We start from the raw sequence: 17,197 nt of genomic DNA on the forward strand, positions 1-17,197 counted from the left end.
CTTGACGGCCTTTTGTCTCTGTTCCGATATTGAGGGAGTACAACGTAATGGAGCGAAGGACGCAAGTCTAACCCCTAATGATGTGTAAACCAAAAGGTCTCGTATGAAAAAGTTCGTTATCCCTTGCCTCGGTCTGATTCTGCTGGCCGGGTGCGATCAGGCTCAGCAATCCGCAGCAGAAGGCAATTCGACCCAAAACGCAGTACCGCAGGTGACCGACAATGCCACCAGCGCCATGTGCAGCAATGAGAAGCTGGCCGGAGGCTGGCACGACGCCGACGTCTCTCCGGAAGCAGAACAAGCGGTAGACGCAGTGCTGGCTCAGATGGGCAACAACGTGCGGCTGAAATCGATTCTTGCGGTGAAAACGCAGGTGGTCAACGGCACCAACTATGCTATTGAGTTTGATACGCAAGATGGTCAGGTTTGGCACGCTGTGGTGTATCGCACCCTCGATGGTGAGTTCACCATCACCCAAGGCGCAACACTGGGCGATTTGTGTGGCTAAACACGTGTGAGGCGATACAAGAAAAAGGGGCGAAAGCCCCTTCTTCTATTACGCGGCCTGAGACTGCGCGGGCGGCGCTTTATCTGCGATTTTCTGGCAGATGTATTCACCAATCGGCATTGCCGACGTTGCGGCCGGCGATGGCGCATTGCACACATGCAAGCTGCGTGGGCTTTCCGCAAACAGAAAATCATGCACCAAGGTGCCATCCGACAACACCGCCTGAGCGCGAATGCCCGCCGGATAAGGTTGTAAGTCCGCCAATTCAATGCTCGGGCAATACTTGCGAACCAGTTGCAGATAGCCTGGCTTCCACAGCGAGTTTTTCATCTCCACCAACCCGGTTTTCAAGTTCTTCGCGGTCACTTTCCAAAAACCACTAAAGCGAAGCATCTCCCACACATCGCGCACGCTGATGTTCACTTTGCCATAACCTTCGCGCTTAAACCCTTGCACCGCATTCGGCCCAACCGTGACCGAACCATCAATCATGCGCGTTAAGTGCACGCCCAAAAACGGCAGTTCAGGATCCGGAATCGGGTAAATCAGGTGTTTCACCACCTGATTGTGTTTTGGCGCAAGGCGATAGTATTCACCGCGATACGGGATGATTTGAAAATCCGTCTCCAGCCCCAGCATCTTGGTCATGCGATCAGCCATCAGGCCAGAGCACGACACCAGGAACTGGCTGTGGAAAGTGATCGGCGAGCCTTTATAACGACACTGCACGCTGATCTCCTGCTCGGTTTCATTCAACCCCACCACTTCGGTGCTCAGACACACTTCACCACCTAATGCTTTGAACTCTTCCGCCATTTTCTCGGTCACTAAACGGTAGTTGACGATGCTGGTCGCTTTGACGTAAATCGCACCAAGGCCAGTGATGTTAGGCTCCGCCAGTTTCAGTTGCGCGGCATCGAGCAGTTCCACATCGAGTTCATTTTGCAGGCAACGCTCAAACAGCGCCTGCATACGTTCAAACTCAACCTCGTTGGTGGCGACCAGAAGTTTGCCGCAATTCTCTACCGGAATATCGTGTTTGGCGCAGAACGACAACGTGCGCTCCACGCCGCGTTTGCAAAAATCCGCTTTGAGGCTGCCGGGCGCGTAGTAGACGCCCGCATGGATCACCCCGCTGTTGTGCCCGGTCTGATGGCGGGAGAAGCCTGCCTCTTTCTCCACCAGCAGAATCGACTTATCCGGATATTGCTGTTTGAGTTGCCAGGCCGTCGAAACACCAACAATACCGCCGCCCACAATCACATAATCAAAATGGGTGTTCATTTGCGTTCCTTATGCTGAAGCCGTTTTCATGGCGACGTTCGGACGTCGGCCACTGTAGATGAAAATCGCAATAAACAGTGCGACACACACCACGCGAACCAGCAACGGAATGTTTGGCCACACCAACGCGATACCAATCACCGCCAGCAGTGCGCGTATCGGCCAGTTGAGCGGGCCTTCCAAAAAGCCTTCAATGGCACCGATCATGGCGTACGTGCCGACAATGGCGAAGAAACCAATTGTGATCACGGTCATCGGATCCCAGTCGATCAACTGGGTATAGGCAATCAACAGCGGCACCAGATACAAGCCTTTGGCAATTTTCCACGCCGTCAGGCCTGTGCGCATTGGCGGTGTTTTGGCAATCGTTGCCGCAGCAAATGCCGTCAGACACACGGGTGGTGTGACGTTACTGTCTTGCGACAGCCAAAAGATGATGAGGTGCGCAGAAAGCAGCGCCAAGCCCACCGCTTCAAGACCCAAGCTTTGTTGCAGCAGCGTATCGAGGAAGTCTGCCGGCACCAACTCCACCAACTCTTTGGCTTTTTCCAGCGCCATCGGCGCATTGAGCAGTTCCAGTTTATCCGGCGCGGCCAGCATGAAGATCGCTTTGGCCTGTTCAGGCAACTGACCAGCAGCAATCATGTCGACCAACTGGCTTTCTGCAATCAGTTTGTACAGCGCAGGCGCAGAAAGTGTGCCCAATACGATGTACGCTGCCGTTACCGGCAGACCCATTCCGAGCACCAAAGACGCCAGCGTGATCAGCACCAACATGGTCAGCAGATCGCCGCCAGACCAGTTATCAATCATCAGCGAGAACGTGTTGCCGATACCGGTGGTACTGATTACGTTAATGACCAGACCAATACCCACCAGCAGCACAGCCGTAGTGGCCATGTTTTTCGCACCCTGCTCAAGCGCATCAATGATTTCTTTGATGCCCATGCGGTGTTCTTTCGAGAACCATGACGCGACAATCACCGACAGAATCGACAGGCCCGCCGCATAAGTCGGGGTAAAACCTTGCACCAACAGCGTGACCAGCACAAACAGCGGGATCAGATTATGCCAGCCCGACACCAGCACTTTGAGGAACGATTCGTCACTGGTGGTTATCTTCTGTACGCCGCTGCGTTTGGCTTCGATACGGACGAAAAACGCCACCGACAAGAAGTAGATCAGCGCTGGAATAAACGACACCGCGACAATATCAACATACGGAATTTGGGTATAAGACGCCATGATGAATGCCCCGGCGCCCATTACTGGCGGCATCAATTGCCCCCCCGTAGACGCGGCGGCTTCAACACCCGCTGCAAATCGCGACGGGAAGCCCGCTTTCTTCATCATCGGAATGGTGATCACGCCCGTCGATACAGTGTTCGCCACACTGGAACCCGACACCGACCCCATCAGACCGGAAGCCAACACGGCAATAAAGCCCGGCCCGCCAATGACTTTGCCCGCAGCGGCGCGCGAGACGTCAATGATGTAATCGCCCACCCCGGAGCGCACCAGAAAGGCGCCAAACAGGATGAACATGAAGACAAAGCTCCAACTGATACGGGAAATCGACCCGAACATCCCTTCAGAAGAATAGAAGCTGCGATACAGCAGGGTTTCCATGCTCAGGCCCGGGAAATGGAAAATGCCCCCCGCCCATTTGCCCCACAACACCACGTAGCTCAGGCAGACAATAATCAAGATGGGAATGAACCAGCCCATGGTGCGGCGAATCATTTCAATCGCAATCACAATCGCCATAATGGCAAACACCCAATCACTGGTGACGAATTTCACGCCGCGCGCATAGAGTGCATCTTCTGCCAGAGGGATATAAATCAGGCACGCTAGCGCTGCCAGGGCAATCATTACGTCGACGCCGAGCGCGATTTTGCTGTCACGCCAGCGAATGCTGGCCGGGTACCACAGCGCGCAGATCATCGCAAAACCGACAAAGTGGGTGGCGGAGATCCACAGCTCCGGCAACGTTGAAAAAGTATTAAACCAGATGTGGGCGAGCGACAGCAGCACACCGAGCACAGCAATGGTTTTCGTCACCCACGGAAAGGCATCGCGGGTTGGCAGTTCATATTTTTGTAGTTCTTGATCCAGTGGTTCACTCATATTGATACTCCACGGCTCTACAGCTAATGCCCGTCAAATACCGGACACAATTAACCATAGAAAATGAGAAATGCCGCCTCAAGTCGAGGCGGCTTGCAGCATTACTCAGCGATTAACTGAGCCGGGATGTTGATGCCCACTTCTTTGTAGTAACGAGCCGCACCTGGGTGCAATGGCAGAGGCAGGCCAGCGATGGCTTTTTCAATCGCCATGGCTTTGGTCGCTTTATGGATGCCTTGCAGGAACGCCAGGTTTTCGTACATGGTTTTGGTCAGCTGGTACACATCTTCTTCTGAGATGTCATCACGCACCGCCAGGAAGTTTGGCTGCGCGATGGTGGTGATTGGCTTATCCAGACCTGGGTAAGTGTTGGCTGGAATGACGTATTTGGTCCACAGCTCATAGTTGCCGTTCGCCTGTTTGATTTGCTCATCAGTGAACGACAGGATTTTGATATCGTTACCCAGCGCCGCAAACGCCTGAGTTACCGCACCGACAGGGACACCTGCTGGCGTGTTCATGCCATCAATCGTGCCGTTTTGCAGCGCACTGGCACTGCCGCTGTAGCCCAGATACGCCAGATTGAAGCTGTCCGGATCGATGCTCAGACCTTTCATGATCTGGCGACCCGAGTACTCTGTGCCTGAGTTTTTCGAACCGATTGAGAATTTCTTGCCCTGCATATTCGCCATATCGGCAATGCTGCCGTTTGGCGCTAAATCAGAACGTACAATGAAGTGTTCGACGTTCTGCCACAGCATAGAAACCGAGCGCAGTTGTGTCTGACGCTCTTTGTATGGGCCTTCACCCGCCCATGCCCAAGCGCCGTACAGGCCTTGCAGAATCGCAAATTGCGCTTCATTCTCGTTGAGCATTTTGACGTTTTCGCCCGACCCCGCAGAGCTGATAGCAGAAAGGGAGAAGTGGTAAGTCGGACTCAGTTTAACTTTGCTCAGTGTCGCCAGAGCAACACCAACTGGGTAGTAAGTACCACCGGTTGAAGCGGTCGCCAGAATGTAGCTGCGTTCTTCAGCAGCGTGCGCTCCTGCCAGCAGACCAAAAGAAGCGGCGGCGGCCAGTAGGGTTTTGGCCAGGCGTTTGTGTTTCATCTTTACTCTCCGTGTCATTATTGTTGTTCGCCGGAAATAGCGAGTAACCCTTCCTATCGACAGTGCGGAAATTGGTTGGAAGCGAATGTCCGCTGCCCTAGCCGATTGTTTAGGTCTATCCCTATAGAGCAAAGACAATGCCAAAAACTAAGCGATTGAATTTATTTGAAATAATAAAAGTCAGTCAACGAAATGAGCAAAAATCCGCTTATTCGCCCGATTAGGCATAAGCAAAATTTCGCCGATGGTGACGAGTAAAAAGCGGTGCTTATTGCGGTTTTTGATCACAACTCATTAACGAATTGTGATCAATGTTAATAAATGCCATTGAATCCTAATGAGCAAAATTTTGCCTATCCCAAATTACTTGCCGCTGGATTGGGAACGCGTCTCCTCGTCATCCTGGGTGTAATCGCTGCGATTGAGCCCATACTTCTGCATTTTCTGATTGAGGGTGCGACGCGGCAGATCCAGCTCTCTCATGGTGTCGCTGATGCTGCCGCGATGCCTGGTCAGCGCATCGTGAATCACCTTGCGCTCGAACGTTTGCAACTGAATCGACAGCGGCAATCCGGCGCTGGCCTCTTCGGTGGTGGCATTCGGGCGACTGGCCAAAATTTCCCCGACTGTCAGCGATTCATCCAGTGCGAAACGAATGGCCACGTTGCGCAGTTCACGCACGTTACCCGGCCAGGCGTAGCTGAGCAGTGCATGCTGATCCGCTTCGCTGGCGACGCGGGTTTGCGGATTGGCTTGCAACGTGAAGTGTTCAAACAGCAACAACGCATCTTCGTCGCGTTCGCGCAGCGGCGGCAAATAGAGCTGCGCCACGTTGAGACGATAGAACAAGTCCTGACGAAACTCCGGATGTTCCAACAGATCTTCTTTGGCAGCCGCAATCACACGCAAATCGATCGCCACTTTCTGGTTGCCACCAACGCGTTCCACCACATGCTCTTGCAGCGCCCGCAGTACTTTGACCTGCATCGACAGCGGCATACTCTCGATTTCATCGAGAAACAGCGTTCCTTTGTCGGCAAACTCCAACTTCCCGATACGCTTTTTCACCGCGCCGGTAAACGCGCCCGCTTCGTGACCAAACAGCTCGCTTTCAAACAGGCTTTCCGGAATAGCGCCGCAGTTAATTGGCACAAAATTGAAATGTCGGCGCGGACTTTCCTGATGCAGACAGGTCGCCACCAGCTCTTTACCACAGCCGGTTTCGCCGTAGATGATGACGTTGGTGTCAATCGCCGCCACTTTGGCAATTTGCTCACGCAGTGCCGTCATCACTTTACTGCGCCCGATCAGGACTTGCTCCAGCCCTTGCAGCGTGGAGAGATAATGGCTTCTGTCTTGCGACTGCGCTTCACTGTGAAACTTACTCACCGCATCCGCGACGGTGCTCGACAGGCGCTCCGGATTAAACGGCTTTTCAATAAAGTCGTACGCGCCTTTTTGCAGCGCTTTAACCGCCATGTCCACATCGCCATGACCCGTGATCAAGATCACTGGCGTATGCGGCTGCAGGCTTTTCAGCTCAGACAACATTTCTACGCCATCGTAATCCGGCAGGCGAACATCACTGATGATGGTCGCAAAGCGCTGCGCCTTTAATCCTTCCAGCGCGGCTCGCCCGTCGGCGAACACACATACATCAAAGCCCGCCAGTTGCAGCCACTGACTGGTGGCCTGACGGACAATGTCATCATCTTCAATTAACGCGATCGGTAATGCGTCCTGACTACTCATGCCATGCTTCCTTTTCCTATCTCGCGATACGGTAAGGAAAAAAGCGCCGCAAAGAAAGGAGCTGCTTCTCACTTCTTTGTTACCAGATACAAAGCCGCGAATCACCCATCACTTACAACAAAAAATGCCCATCCGAAGATGGGCCTGGCTAACGAGGGTTAGGAGCGTAATTTAGCCACAAAAGACAAACCGACTAGTTGTATGCCCGAGCAAGTGTTCCCTGGCCGGCATAACTGAAACGTAATGCATCATTACTGATAAATGCCGACTCACCCGCCGACAACACAATCGTGTGTTCTTCGCACGTCACATTCACTTGCCCATCAATGCAGAATAGGATCTCTGCGCTGCGGATGTACTGCTCTCGGATTTCATCGGTCACCGTTAAAATATCGAAGGCAAAATCATCCACCGGAACCGGATAGCTTTGTTTGCCATCTTTGTGAACCGGAGCCAGTTTGATCTCTTGTGGATTCATCGGGTCAAAGCTGGTGTTACGAATCAACTCTGCAACGTCGATATGTTTAGGCGTCAACCCGGCTCGGAGTACGTTGTCGGAATTGGCCATAATTTCCAACGCCGTTCCTCGAACATACGCATGGGGGGTTTCTGCATGCAGGAACATCGCTTCCCCCGGGGCCAGCTCTACAGTATTGAGAAACAGCGGAGCAAGCAGGCCGATATCATGGGGAAACAACTGCTCAAATTCTTCGATATACTGCAAAGCTTCACGCAGTTGTGACGTTTTAGCCGGACGCAACATTGACTGTTTAAGTTGCTGCAATACTTCAGTTTTTCGCTCATCGTTCATCGTCATTAACGTGGTAAAAAACACTTTTAACCCAGCGTTAGTTGGCTGGCTCTCAAGCAGCGCCAAATCTTGTTCTAGCGCTTGAATACTGATCTGACCAAATAATTCGATGATGTCCGGAATCGGACGAAAGCCATTCATCGCACGATAAAAAGTGAGCGCGTAAACTAACTCTGGTTTGTGATTCGCGTCCTTGTAGTTTCGCTGCGGCGAATTCAGCGCAATTCCTTGTTGATTTTCGCGTTCAAATCCGATTTCCGCATTGCGCTTATTGGGGTGAACCTGAATCGACAACGGTGCCTCAGCGGATAACACTTTGAGCAAAAACGGCAGTTCAGCAAATCTTGCTGCCGTGTACTCCCCCAGATAGCGTTTGCCATTCTTCGCCAGAAGATCCGCCAACGACTCGCCCGTACCATGCACCTTGGCACAACCATTGGGGTGTGCCCCCATCCAGATTTCGGCCTGAGGTTGCTGCTGTGGATTGGCGATTCCAAACATCTCCGTCAGAGCACTTTTGCTGCCCCAAGCGTAGTTCTGAATGACATTATCCAGTTTAAACAGTGCCATCTTAATGTCCTCCTGTCAGATTCGTGCCCAGTTTCAGCATCGCCGCGACATTACGTGCGGTACGTTGTAGGTTCTCACTCGCTTCAGAGAGCACTTGCTCCAATGATTGCGGTGCGCGGACTGAGTCGAAAACCCCTGCAAAATGGAGATTCAGAGCATCCGTCTCAGCCCCCAGAGAACCCGCAATACCAATCACCGGAATGCCTAGATTTGCCGCCCTTTGCGCAATACCAAACGGGGTTTTGCCTTGCAGAGTCTGGTTGTCCATCTGCCCCTCGCCGGTAATAACCAGGTCAGCATTTTTCAGAACGCTCTCTGCATCAAGGGCATCCAACACCATCTCAATGCCCGGTTTCATCTCAATGGGAAACAGCAGTGACAACCCAAGTGGTGCACCGCCAGCGGCCCCAAAGCCGGGCATGTTGCCACAATGAGTGCCACACTTTTTCGCGGCCAGATCAGCAAAGTGAGTCAACGCCTCATCAAGTTGTGCCACATCCTTTGGCGTTGCACCTTTCTGCGGACCAAAGATATGGCTGGCTCCTGCAGGGCCAGTCAGAGGATTCGCCACATCACAAGCGATCACCATGTCAACGTGAGCGCAGCGACCATCGAGTGCCGTCAGGTCTATTTCGGCAACATCAGCAAGCGCCCGCCCGCCTCGGCCGATGACTTCTCCGTTGGCTTTGCGCAGCACCCCGCCAAGCGCTTGAATGATCCCAGCGCCAGCATCATTGGTCGCACTGCCGCCTAATCCTATGAGGATTTTTTTCACACCGAGATCCAGTGCCTGCTGAATGATTTGCCCTGTACCGTAGGTTGAGGCGATCAATGGATTACGCTGCTGCATAGGCACTTTATCGAGCCCGGATGCCTGAGCAATTTCAATGAGTGCTGTACGCCCATTATCCAAAAGCGCCCATTCGGCGGCGATGATGTCGCCGAGCGGCCCCTCGACCCGAGAGACGATTTTCTCGCCATTGAGCGCTTTCAACAGCACATCGACCGTTCCTTCTCCTCCATCGGCTAAAGGCATCAGATGATAGTCAGCATTCGGAAAGACGGCAGAGAATCCGTGTTGAATGCACTGACACACCGCCAGTGCTGGCAAGGACTCTTTGAAAGAATCAGGCGCGATAACGATTTTCATGAAAGGATCCTTACCCGCTCCGAAGAGCGGGTATTGCAGAAAATTACAACGTGAAACGGAAAGATTTCACCTGACAAGGTTTGAGCACACCAAACGACTCGGTATCTACGTCATTCGAAATGGCTTTTTCATCCAAACTCACCGCCTGCCAAGACGTTACACCACCATGAATTTGCACGGCATCTTCAACCACGGCGGATTCCGATGGGTTGTAAACCCTTAAAATTAAGGCATTTTCATCTTCTGCTTTTTTCAGCACACTCAGTACCGCGCCGCGTTGATCTTTGCTAAGCAGGCTATGGGTCAATGGCAAATTCTGCTCACCGACATTAAGTTTCATCGCGTTGTAAGGAATTTTGTTGTAACACTGAATCGGCGTCACATTGTCACGGGCAGCCGCCATCACATTGGCGTCAATGTGGTTACCCGCAAAACCAAACAGGGTAAATTCGCACACCAGCTTGCCTCTCACCTGAGAATCCGGCGTTGGAATTTTGATCCCTGAAGGACGGCCCGGGCGCAGCAACAAATTCTCTTTACCCAGCACACCAACACCACGCACTAGTGTTAATGCAAAGGTATCGCGCTGTTCATTGCCTTGAGCGGAAATCACTTCAAATTCACGTAGGCCATTGCTCATAATGGCCATTCCACCCTGAGCATCTTCCAGCGCAGCAAAGTTCATCAGTTGATAAATCGGAACCGGAGCTTCTTTCCAACCATCGGCTTCCCAGTTGGCCATTTCCGGATCGTTGGTAGGACGAGTGATCAGACCAAACTGGTTGTCGGCCACGACCGTTTCAGACACAAACGGAGTAGGAACCAACACGCGAACACGGTGGTCATCCGCCTGGTTATCCAGCACCATCCTTACTTCAATGCGGCGCGAGCCCTGTTTGAGAACCACCTGACAATCAACATCCACGAAACCATTTTGACCGCTACGCGCTTCGCGTTCGCTCAAATCCTGCGGCACATTCATTCGCAGCATGATGCTTGCGACAGATTGGAAGCCTTCATGTTTCACATTCACGTCAGCTTTAAATTCATCTGAATACAACAGCCATTCGTGACGAGATGGAGAATAATCGTACTCATCACCATCATCGGAACCATCTTCAATGCGCAGTACTTGCGCGTAGGTATGCTTGGTCTCTTTATCGAAGATATCCAACGTGCCGTTGCTGTTCACGTGGATGCGGTAGTATTCGTTCTCCAGCAGAAAGTCTTTTTGCTCTGCGACTTTTTTCACACCTTTTTCATGTGCTTGAATATGCAAAGTGGTAAAGCCCATCGCAGGGACTGAATGTTTGATTTGAATGTCATATTCAATGAACGGATCGTAATTTCCGTAATGCACGATCTGGCGGTCAATTTTGCCAGGGTCAATGACGCGTTGATCCTGAATGAAGTATTCAACGGGCGTGCCGTGCTCATCAAACAGATTGAATTCTTCTGCGCGAATGGTGATGGTGGTATTAATCACTTCATCGCGAGCATAAGGAGACAGGTTAAACAGCGCCAATTTGTCGCAGCCTTCGCGAGCAGGCATGTGGTCAACAATCTTGCGCTTATAGAAGTTAATCAGATTGGTCGCCATATCGTCAGCGAGAATGTAACGATTGAGAATCTCCGCGTGCACTTTGTCTGAGCAACAGCAGCCGATTGAATCGTGCGCATGGTTCTTCATGCTCTCTTTCCACATCTTCTCAATCAAACCGTGGTGATACTCAAAGCCCAGAGTCCAGGCAATCGACGCCAACGGTTCAAGAATATTGACGATCTTGTTTTCTACTTGGGCATGGATCAGCTTGATGTCCATGCGAGTCGAAGAAATCGTGCGGTGAACACGCATGTATTTGCCATCGTTAAACTCACCTTTCACGGTGTCCAGTTGTTCGCGTTCAGCTTCAATGCGTTCAAACACCTCTTCGAAACGGCTCATTTGGAATGTTTTGTCCGGGTAGATTTCACGCAGTGCAGCCATCACTTCAAAAATGTCTTTTTGAATCGGCATCTGGTCATGGCCATTCGGCAGCAAAATATCTTTGGTTACCGACGGTTTTTCCAGCACAGGGAAATATTTGTCCAAGCGAGCACGCAGGCCTGCTTCATCTTGTGGCAGGTATTTACCAATCGCATACCCGAGCGGCAGTACTTGCGCCGTCACTTCGCTGCCATCGTTTGACTGCCACACAAATTCTGTTTTGTCTGTGCCATGGCGTTCAGAACAGCCGCGCCAGAACATCGCACGCTGAATGCCAAAGCCGTTATAGATGGCAGGCAGTTGAGAACTCATTGAGAACGAGTCCGGCAGATAACCAATTTTCATGGGCTCACCCAATGCCAGACAATCTCGCAATCCATACAACATATTGCGTACAATCGACTCACCAGACACTTGCATGGTGTCGGTTTGCGAATACCACGGGCCAATGATGAGTTTGCCTGCCTCCACCAGAGCTTTCACTCGTTGTTTGTGTTCAGGTTTAATCGCGAAGTAGTCTTCAAGTACGGCGGTCTGTCCATCAAGCACGTAATATTTGTAGTCCGGATCGTTTTCCAGACGAGTCATGATTTCCTCCATGTTGTTCACCAACAGAATGCGGGACTCTTCGGTCGTGAAGTACCATTCACGATCCCAGTGCATGTGAGGAGTGATATGAACGCGAGATGTAGTCATAACGGTTTACCCTAATTAGCCATCGAGGCCAGTAATGAGTGAAAATGTGGTTGCTTTTTATTCGTTCTAGCGAATTCGGGGCGCAGAAATCCTGCGCCCAACAGTGGTATTGAGCGAATGAATCCATGCTCTGATTAGTTCTGAGTGACAGCCTCAGTGGCAAACTTGCCCTTTTTTACTGCATGAGCTCTCCATGCAACCAAGGTCAAGGTAGAAATAGCCGTTCCGACCAATGCAGCGCCAAACCAGATGGCCGCCGCGGTAAACGCGCCAATACCGGCGTCGTGAAGTAAGAAGATGGAGAAAATGCCCGCTCCTGGCGTCGACAGACCGATGCCTGCGGCACCAACCATGGCACCCGTCACCACAGAACCCAGCAGGAATGAGCCAATGACGCGGATTGGATCTTCAATTGCCATTGGAATCGCCCCTTCGGTGATCCCCGCCAAGCCCAATAGCCAGGTGGATTTCCCCGTCTCGATTTCAAAGTCTTTAAACAGTTTAGGGGCCAACATGGTTGAAGCGGTTACGGTAAACGCCGACACCATTTTCACTGAGCCGAAGATGGCGTAAGGGCCATATACACCATTAGCCATTGCCCCCAGACAGAATGCGTAAGCAGCTTTATTCACCGGGCCGCCGAGGTCAAATGATACAAATAGCCCAATCACAGCACCCAGAAGCAATGCATTGGTCCCCGACATACCATTCAGCCAATCTGTCAGCCCTTGGTTCAACCAAGCTACCGGTTTCCCAATCACAAACAGCATCAACGAGCCCGCCACCAAAGTGCCGATCACCGGATACAAGTAGAAAGTCAGGAAGCCGTTGAATGCAGGGCTCAAACGTACATTCTCTTTAACCCAGCGCATGACGTAACCGGCAATCAGACCACCGACAACACCACCCAGAAAGCCCGACCCAATCAGATTCGCTGCGATACCTGCTGCAAAACCAGGGCCTAATGCCGGTTTATCTGCCAGAGAGTAAGCCGTGTAAGCAGCCAGCACAGGAACCATCAACGTCCCCAACAAGCCGCCACCCAGTTTGCGATACATCCACAACCACGAGCCTTCTTGTGCATACAGATCCTGCAAATTAAACATTTGCGCGAGGAGCACGGCCACAGCCAATACGGTACCGCCGGCAACAATCAGAGGAACAGCGTAAGAAATGCCGGATAACAGCGCCTGTTTGAGTTCCGTTTTTAATGGCAGTTTCTTCGGCTGATGGTCATTCGCAACCGTGCGATTCGCACCTGAGCCTGATTTGCCCACTTCAACCGCTTCTTGCAAAATACGTTCTGCGTGTTTAATCGGCTCCGCCACAGGCACTTCGACACGTGGAATACCATTAAAACGCTCCAGTTCCTTGATCGCCACTTCCGCAGCAAACACGACTGCTGTTGCTTTATTTAATTGCTCTGCGGTCAGTCGATCTTCAATACCATTCGCACCCTGCTTTTCTACTGAGACGTTATATCCCAGCTTTTTACCTGCTTTTTCCAGATACTCCGCAGCCATGTAAGTATGCGCGATCCCTGCCGGACACGCCGTCACACAGACAATCGTAGGCGCATCTTTGAGTTGATGAGTCTCTGATTCTTTATCCTGTTCTGCTTGGTTATCAAGCAATTCAAAAATTTGTTCTACATTTGTAGCATTTAATGCCGCTTCTCGAACCTCATCATCCACCAATGTTGTGGTCAGTTCAGTCAGCAGATGCATGTGGGTCGAACCTGCTTCGGCGTTAGGAATCGCGATGAGGAAGATAAGGTTGACATCTTCCTCATCATCTATGCCTTGCCATTTCAGATCTTCTTTAAGTGTCGCTATCGCAAAAGCCGCTTCCTTTACAGCATCGGTTTTACCATGAGGTACCGCCAAACCTTCCCCAAGCGCTGTCGGCCCTTGGGTTTCACGGGCGAACACCGCCTGTAGATATTCGTCTTTGTTGTGCAATTTTCCCTGCTGATCCAACATCTCAGCAAGTGCACGAATCGCTGCGTCACGACTTTCAAATGTCGTTTGTAATGTTATCAGCGACGGATTGGTTAGAGAGGTAAGTTTCATAATTTGTCCCATTGTCACGTTTACATTCGTTGTCCGTCCAACAACAATGGAATAATACCTTTTAAATACATCAATACCATGATCAAGATCTCAGTTGTATTAATATATGTATTATAGTTGTATTTTAATTTATCACAAGAACAGCAATGTGCACTTGTCATATTGAATCACTTTCGTATCATACAAATAACTATAGACAGCGTTAAAATCCCTGTTAAGCATACAGTTACTGAGAGAAAGTATGGCCAGATTACCCATGTATCGGCAGATCGCTGATGCCATTAGAAAAAAGATCAGTTCGGGTGAGTATAAGGTAGGTGAAGCCCTGCCGACAGAAGCACAATTACGTGAAGAGTTTTCAGTCAGCCGAGTGACGGTTCGTCAGGCAATCAAATTATTGGTCGAAAACGAGGAACTGGAAAGCGTTCAGGGCAGCGGTACTTACGTTAAAGCCAACAAAGTCAATTACGACATTTACCAACAAAGTAGCTTTTCTGAAAAGTGGGAACACCTCAACAAAGTGACCCACAGTGACGTTGTGGCTTTTGAGATTCAACGAGCGGCTCTGCATATCGCAGAACATCTCAACATTAAAGAAGGTGAACGCGTTTACTTTGTCAAACGAGTTCGCTACATCGACGACACGCCTATCACCGTTGAAGAGACTTGGATGCCGACCAACTTGTTTCCCGATCTGACTTATCAGGTGATGCAGGGCTCTAAGTATGACTACATTGAAAATCAAAAAGGATTGGTGATTGATCGCAGTGAGCAGGAGATTATTCCCATTCTGCCACCTAAAGAGATCGCGGACTTGTTAAAAATAGATGTAACCGCTCCGATCATTGAAAAACGGACGATTGGCTATCTGGAAAATGCGACAGTATTTGAATACAGCCGTAACTACACCAGCCCAACCGAATACAAGTTCACGTTAGTCGCGAAACGTAACCGCGGGTAATCCATAAGCGCGGCCAACAGTGCTGCGCTTTTTTGAATCACCGACTAGGGAAAGTACAGGTGTCATACATGACGTTAGCGCAGAAAAAGTTTGGTTTGGCGATGCTCGCTCTATTGCTGATTTTGGGCGTTAAGTCGGCATCGACCAATATCGTCAAGCAGTGGCAGCTGGAGCAGGCACAAAGTCACGGTGAGCAGCGTCTGCTGGACTACATCGGCGATGTGCGCAAAACGCTGCGCCGCTTTTATCATTTGCCCTATCTCATCACCAATGAGCTGATCAGCCAACAACTGCTGAGCGGTGATACTTCCGTCATGGATGAAATGCAGGCGACGCTGGGTAAACTCGACAAAGCCGCCAACACCAAAGGCTGGTACGTACTTTCGCCCAGCGGCGACGTGTTGGTTTCCAGTAAAGATGCGGAGAACTGGAATACTCATGACGGCGATGCGATCGTGGCCAAAATTCACGAGCAGCGCGAAGGGATTTCCATTGTGACCAAAGCGATTGGCGCAACGCCGATCTATTTCCTCGCCGCGCCGATTTACATCGATCTTGATATTGTCGGCATTGTAGCGGTGCAAATTGATCTCAGCGTGCTGGCCGACCAATGGTTTGCCAATGATGAACTGATCCTGTTTCAAAACGCCAGCGGCCAATACTTTCTCTCCAGCAGCCCGCAATACAACGCCGACTGGCTCAATGCCCATCCGCACATCACCAACGCCGCACAGCCGATTCATTTGTACAACGGTACCCGTTTGGTGCTGTGGAATTTGCAATCAGATCCGTATCTGGCCCAATCGGTCACGCTGGATGATTTGAACTGGACGCTGACCTATCTGACGCCGATGAAATCGCTCTATCAGACGGTCAACTGGATAAGCATGAGTTGTGTGGTTGTCGTGTTGTTGCTGATCTTACTGGGTACGTTGCGCTACGAGCAGTACCAGAAACAGATCAGTCAGCGTAAGTTGCAGGAGATCGTGCAGGAGTCAGAGCGGCGCCAGCGCAACATGATTCAGAAGACTCACGTCGGGCTGCTGCTGCTCGATGAATCTGGCCGGATTGAAGAGATCAACCCGATGGCTAAGCGCTATTTCAGCCTGTCAGAGTTGATGGTGAAAAACGTGCGCGCCTGGGAGCTGTTTGATATTGGTAACCCCAACGCCACCATTCCTTTGCTGCTGGAAAACTTGGCGCGGAATCAGGAACTGGCCGACATTACCTCCGTGGAAACCATGGCGCGGCGCAGCGATGGCAGTTTGTTCCCGATTTTGTTCTCTCTCACCTCTGTGCAATGGAAAGACAAGCGCCACTATCTGGTGACGATCCTCGACATCAGTAAGCGTAAGAAAGCCGAAATTGCGCTGCAGACGGCAAACCAGGAGTTACAACATCGGGTCGAAGAGCGCACCGCTGAGCTGAAGTCAGCGCAGCAGGAACTGATTGATGCCAGCAAAATGGCAGCACTGGGCCGCATGTCGAGTGCGATCACCCATGAACTCAACCAGCCACTGACCGGGCTGCGCACCCTCTTGTCGAGCAATGAATTGCTGCTGGCACGCGGAGAAACCCAGCTCGCGCAAGCCAACATGAAGCTGGTACACACACTGATCGATAGGATGGCGAATATGACTACGCAGTTAAAGTCTTTTGCCTTTAACCGCCCGGAAACACTGACGCCAGTATCAATTCCCGATGCGCTGCAGGAAATTTTGCGCGTTCATCAGGCGCGCCTCAATCGTGTGGATGTGCGGGTGCGTATGTCATCCGAGCTCCCCTTGGTTCGCGGAGAGGAACAGCGTCTGAGGCAGGTGCTGGGCAATCTCATCACCAACGCGCTGGATGCGATGCAGGATCAACCGGAAGCGAAACTGATCATCAGTGCCTCAGATGAAGCCGGCAAAGTGATGATTCGCGTGCGTGACAATGGCTGCGGTATTGATGAAGACAAGCTGACCACCATCTTTGAGCCGTTCCAGACCAGCAAAAAAATGGGGGAAGGCCTGGGGTTGGGGCTTTCCATCACCGCCAACAGCGTGCGTGATATGCAAGGCACCATTCGCGCGGTGAACAATCCGGAAGGCGGCATGACATTCGAAGTGACGCTGAGCGCCAGCGCCGAAACCAGCAACCTCGCACAATAAAAAAGAGGCGATGCCGC

Annotated in this window: 11 protein-coding genes; 3 read left to right on the top strand and 8 right to left on the bottom strand. The window is 51.4% G+C overall.

Going from position 1 to position 17,197, the window contains the following annotated elements; translation table 11 throughout:
• Positions 1–103: 103 nt before the first annotated feature.
• Positions 104–508: a cystatin domain-containing protein gene (locus DYA43_RS16625; RefSeq protein WP_024374905.1), complete on the top strand. Its 405-nt coding sequence runs from the start codon at positions 104–106 to the stop codon at positions 506–508.
• A 48-nt stretch (positions 509–556) separates the two neighbouring features.
• Here the strand turns inward: DYA43_RS16625 and lhgD are convergent, their stop codons facing one another.
• The 8 genes from lhgD to mngA form a co-directional block, all read right to left on the bottom strand.
• Positions 557–1,792 carry an L-2-hydroxyglutarate dehydrogenase gene (lhgD, locus tag DYA43_RS16630; protein WP_061055948.1) on the bottom strand — a complete coding sequence of 412 codons (1,236 nt, stop codon included), beginning with the start codon at positions 1,790–1,792 and terminating at the stop codon, positions 557–559.
• 9 nt (positions 1,793–1,801) lie between these two features.
• Entirely contained in the window at positions 1,802–3,922 is a 2,121-nt protein-coding gene (locus tag DYA43_RS16635; protein WP_020329769.1) for a TRAP transporter permease, read from the bottom strand.
• Positions 3,923–4,023: 101 nt separating this feature from the next.
• Positions 4,024–5,031 carry a TAXI family TRAP transporter solute-binding subunit gene (locus tag DYA43_RS16640; protein ID WP_020329768.1) on the bottom strand — a complete coding sequence of 336 codons (1,008 nt, stop codon included), beginning with the start codon at positions 5,029–5,031 and terminating at the stop codon, positions 4,024–4,026.
• A 363-nt stretch (positions 5,032–5,394) separates the two neighbouring features.
• Positions 5,395–6,783, bottom strand: a complete 1,389-nt coding sequence (locus DYA43_RS16645; RefSeq protein ID WP_061055949.1) for a sigma-54-dependent transcriptional regulator — start codon at positions 6,781–6,783, stop codon at positions 5,395–5,397.
• 193 nt (positions 6,784–6,976) lie between these two features.
• Positions 6,977–8,164 (bottom strand): mannose-6-phosphate isomerase, class I, encoded by a 1,188-nt coding sequence (gene manA / locus DYA43_RS16650; protein WP_061055950.1) that lies wholly within the window; start codon positions 8,162–8,164, stop codon positions 6,977–6,979.
• 1 nt (position 8,165) lies between these two features.
• Complete coding sequence (locus DYA43_RS16655) at positions 8,166–9,314, bottom strand: glycerate kinase (protein WP_061055951.1); 1,149 nt, start codon at positions 9,312–9,314, stop codon at positions 8,166–8,168.
• A 43-nt stretch (positions 9,315–9,357) separates the two neighbouring features.
• Positions 9,358–11,997 carry a mannosylglycerate hydrolase gene (gene mngB, locus DYA43_RS16660; RefSeq protein ID WP_061055952.1) on the bottom strand — a complete coding sequence of 880 codons (2,640 nt, stop codon included), beginning with the start codon at positions 11,995–11,997 and terminating at the stop codon, positions 9,358–9,360.
• Between the two features lie 134 nt (positions 11,998–12,131).
• Complete coding sequence (gene mngA, locus DYA43_RS16665; RefSeq protein ID WP_061056104.1) at positions 12,132–14,069, bottom strand: PTS 2-O-a-mannosyl-D-glycerate transporter subunit IIABC; 1,938 nt, start codon at positions 14,067–14,069, stop codon at positions 12,132–12,134.
• A gap of 241 nt (positions 14,070–14,310) precedes the next feature.
• Here mngA and DYA43_RS16670 point away from each other — a divergent pair, with 241 nt between their 5' ends.
• Together DYA43_RS16670 and DYA43_RS16675 are read left to right on the top strand one after the other, a co-directional pair.
• Positions 14,311–15,030, top strand: coding sequence for a GntR family transcriptional regulator (locus DYA43_RS16670; protein ID WP_020329762.1), 720 nt, complete (start codon positions 14,311–14,313; stop codon positions 15,028–15,030).
• A 68-nt stretch (positions 15,031–15,098) separates the two neighbouring features.
• Positions 15,099–17,180: a sensor histidine kinase gene (locus DYA43_RS16675; protein ID WP_081094727.1), complete on the top strand. Its 2,082-nt coding sequence runs from the start codon at positions 15,099–15,101 to the stop codon at positions 17,178–17,180.
• Positions 17,181–17,197 lie beyond the last annotated feature (17 nt).

Origin of the sequence: Vibrio fluvialis (genome assembly GCF_900460245.1) — a bacterium.
In the GTDB taxonomy this organism is placed as follows: Bacteria; Pseudomonadota; Gammaproteobacteria; order Enterobacterales; family Vibrionaceae; genus Vibrio; species Vibrio fluvialis.

Bases quoted from the DNA above. Each gene is read 5' to 3' on its own strand.
- DYA43_RS16625 (WP_024374905.1), top strand. From the start codon at position 104: ATGAAAAAGTTCGTTATCCCTTGCCTCGGTCTGATTCTGCTGGCCGGG.
- lhgD (WP_061055948.1), bottom strand. From the start codon at position 1,792: ATGAACACCCATTTTGATTATGTGATTGTGGGCGGCGGTATTGTTGGT.
- DYA43_RS16635 (WP_020329769.1), bottom strand. From the start codon at position 3,922: ATGAGTGAACCACTGGATCAAGAACTACAAAAATATGAACTGCCAACC.
- DYA43_RS16640 (WP_020329768.1), bottom strand. From the start codon at position 5,031: ATGAAACACAAACGCCTGGCCAAAACCCTACTGGCCGCCGCCGCTTCT.
- DYA43_RS16645 (WP_061055949.1), bottom strand. From the start codon at position 6,783: ATGAGTAGTCAGGACGCATTACCGATCGCGTTAATTGAAGATGATGAC.
- manA (WP_061055950.1), bottom strand. From the start codon at position 8,164: ATGGCACTGTTTAAACTGGATAATGTCATTCAGAACTACGCTTGGGGC.
- DYA43_RS16655 (WP_061055951.1), bottom strand. From the start codon at position 9,314: ATGAAAATCGTTATCGCGCCTGATTCTTTCAAAGAGTCCTTGCCAGCA.
- mngB (WP_061055952.1), bottom strand. From the start codon at position 11,997: ATGACTACATCTCGCGTTCATATCACTCCTCACATGCACTGGGATCGT.
- mngA (WP_061056104.1), bottom strand. From the start codon at position 14,069: ATGAAACTTACCTCTCTAACCAATCCGTCGCTGATAACATTACAAACG.
- DYA43_RS16670 (WP_020329762.1), top strand. From the start codon at position 14,311: ATGGCCAGATTACCCATGTATCGGCAGATCGCTGATGCCATTAGAAAA.
- DYA43_RS16675 (WP_081094727.1), top strand. From the start codon at position 15,099: ATGACGTTAGCGCAGAAAAAGTTTGGTTTGGCGATGCTCGCTCTATTG.